The sequence below is a fragment of the Modicisalibacter xianhensis genome (assembly GCF_900113605.1).
Taxonomy (GTDB): domain Bacteria; phylum Pseudomonadota; class Gammaproteobacteria; order Pseudomonadales; family Halomonadaceae; genus Modicisalibacter; species Modicisalibacter xianhensis.
This window is the reverse complement of record NZ_FOPY01000045.1, coordinates 1-1,012: the sequence shown is the minus strand read 5'-3', so window position 1 is coordinate 1,012 and position 1,012 is coordinate 1. Positions and strand designations below refer to the sequence as shown.

The window sequence follows — 1,012 nt, the reverse complement described above, 5'->3', positions numbered from 1 at the left end:
GCTAACACCATCACTTAACCTTCCGGCACCGGGCAGGCGTCACACCCTATACGTCCGCTTACGCGTTTGCAGAGTGCTGTGTTTTTAATAAACAGTTGCAGCCACCTGGTATCTTCGACCGGCCTCGGCTTCCACCGCGAGGGTGTACACCTACATGCCGGCGTGCCTTCTCCCGAAGTTACGGCACCATTTTGCCTAGTTCCTTCACCCGAGTTCTCTCAAGCGCCTGGGTATTCTCTACCTGACCACCTGTGTCGGTTTGGGGTACGGTCTCACGTGATCTGAAGCTTAGAGGCTTTTCCTGGAAGCGTGGCATCAATGACTTCCGGACCGTGGTCCGTTCGTCTCGTGTCTCGGCCTTGGGATTCCGGATTTACCTGAAACCCCAGCCTACGCACTTTCACCGGGGCAACCAACGCCCGGCTCACCTAGCCTTCTTCGTCCCCCCATCGCAACCACGTGAGGTACGGGAATATTAACCCGTTTCCCATCGACTACGCCTTTCGGCCTCGCCTTAGGGGCCGACTCACTCTGCTCCGATTAACGTAGAACAGAAACCCTTGGTCTTCCGGCGGGGGAGTTTTTCACTCCCCTTGTCGTTACTCATGTCAGCATTCGCACTCGTGATACCTCCAGCGGACTTCTCAATCCACCTTCATCGGCGTACACGACGCTCCTCTACCGCGCATCATTCGATGCACCCGTAGCTTCGGCACCTGGTTTGAGCCCCGTTACATCTTCCGCGCAGGCCGACTCGACTAGTGAGCTATTACGCTTTCTTTAAAGGATGGCTGCTTCTAAGCCAACCTCCTAGCTGTCTGAGCCTTCCCACATCGTTTCCCACTTAACCAGGATTTTGGGGCCTTAGCTGACGGTCTGGGTTGTTTCCCTTTTCACGACGGACGTTAGCACCCGCCGTGTGTCTCCCACGCTGCACTCACCGGTATTCGGAGTTTGCCTCGGTTTGGTAACCCGGGATGGGCCCCTAGCCGAAACAGTGCTCTACCCCCGG

General features: G+C 56.5%; 1 rRNA gene. It reads right to left on the bottom strand.

Features of this window, described 5'->3' with window-relative positions:
- Nucleotides 1-1,012 (bottom strand): 23S ribosomal RNA (locus BM194_RS20400); the annotation flags it as partial.